Below are 1,189 nucleotides of genomic sequence, written 5' to 3'. Positions count from 1 at the left end.
AACTTATCCTGGTTCCAGCGATGACAAAAAATAATCGTTAGGATTAGGAAAATCAGTCACCTCAGCACAACCAAAGCGCTGCTTTGGTTGTGCACAATAGAGCAACATTTATTTGTTGCTCTATTGCTATGAAGTAATGATTAAATAAGTAATAAGTGAAATTAACTTAATTTTCTATTTCTAGCCTGAGACGGTTAAAAATACATCCTTGTAACTTTGGACAAATGATCAACAGAACTTCATTCATAACAGGAGATCTCAATGAGTAGAAGACCCCCAAATAAGTTTATTGCTCCCATAGTTATTGCAGGTATTACCGCAGGATTTTTTATTAGTGCTTATAAATTTGTCTTTGCCAAACCCAAGCGGGTAGATACGCAGATGGATTATGCAGATTTAGCAGATCAGCCGCAAAAAAAAGATGAAAAATAGTTAAAAAATAATCGTTTTTATATTCTGTTTATGCTATTTATAAAATAACTATTTCATAAAATTTAAGTGTTTATATAAATATTAATGAAATATATATTCTTTATACTCGGATGTATGAAGTGAATAATAAAAGGAGAAAAGAGATGTTATTAAATAAGGTTATAAAAAAATTAATCATGCAAAGACGAGAAGCAAATCAACCTGCTTATATGACTGAAGCCATTGCAAAAATGGATCTTGCCATTAAGCGTATACAGCAGAATAAACAGGTTCATTTACTACGCACGGATTATCTGGAATAAGCTATTTCACATTAAACATATTGCGATGCGGCATGCGCAGACGCCCATGCCCATTGAAAATTAAAACCGCCTAAGTGACCAGACACATCCAGAACTTCACCGACAAAATACAAGCCTTTTTGTTTCTTGCTTTCCATGGTTTTGGAGGAAACTTCAGTGGTATCTACACCGCCTAAGGTCACTTCCGCAGTCCGGTATCCTTCAGTTCCTGAGGGTTTTACTTCAAAAGCATGTAAACGCTTGGCAATCTGTTCCAGTTTATCATCACTCAAATTACCTATTGCCGTATCGGCAAGGTCTGCCCAGATTAGATTTTGTAATTCCAGCACCACACTTTTAGGCAAATGCTCGGTTAACAAAGTACGCAGTAGCACTTTAGGCTGGCTGGCTTTTTTAGCCTTGAAGAAATCTACCAGATCGAGGTAAGGCAGAAAGTTGATGTGAAAACTTTGACC

Annotated in this window: 3 protein-coding genes; 2 read left to right on the top strand and 1 reads right to left on the bottom strand. The window is 36.1% G+C overall.

Features of this window, described 5'->3' with window-relative positions; genetic code table 11:
- Positions 1–261: 261 nt before the first annotated feature.
- Both B2Y23_RS11100 and B2Y23_RS11095 read left to right on the top strand, forming a co-directional pair.
- Positions 262–432 carry a hypothetical protein gene (locus tag B2Y23_RS11100; protein WP_291354361.1) on the top strand — a complete coding sequence of 57 codons (171 nt, stop codon included), beginning with the start codon at positions 262–264 and terminating at the stop codon, positions 430–432.
- A 143-nt stretch (positions 433–575) separates the two neighbouring features.
- Positions 576–734 (top strand): hypothetical protein, encoded by a 159-nt coding sequence (locus B2Y23_RS11095; protein WP_291370812.1) that lies wholly within the window; start codon positions 576–578, stop codon positions 732–734.
- 11 nt (positions 735–745) lie between these two features.
- On the opposite strand, the gene B2Y23_RS11090 is transcribed toward B2Y23_RS11095, so the two are convergent.
- Positions 746–1,189: NAD(P)/FAD-dependent oxidoreductase (locus tag B2Y23_RS11090; protein WP_291370810.1), on the bottom strand; the 444-nt coding region annotated here is incomplete at its 5' end.

Origin of the sequence: Acinetobacter sp. UBA5934 (assembly GCF_002430855.1) — a bacterium.
GTDB lineage: Bacteria > Pseudomonadota > Gammaproteobacteria > Pseudomonadales > Moraxellaceae > Acinetobacter.
The sequence above is the reverse complement of the archived record's forward strand: the minus strand, read 5'-3'. Positions and strand labels throughout refer to the sequence as shown.

Excerpts from the sequence above, each read along its gene's own strand:
- B2Y23_RS11095 (WP_291370812.1), top strand. The coding sequence starts at position 576 with ATGTTATTAAATAAGGTTATAAAAAAATTAATCATGCAAAGACGAGAA.
- B2Y23_RS11100 (WP_291354361.1), top strand. The coding sequence starts at position 262 with ATGAGTAGAAGACCCCCAAATAAGTTTATTGCTCCCATAGTTATTGCA.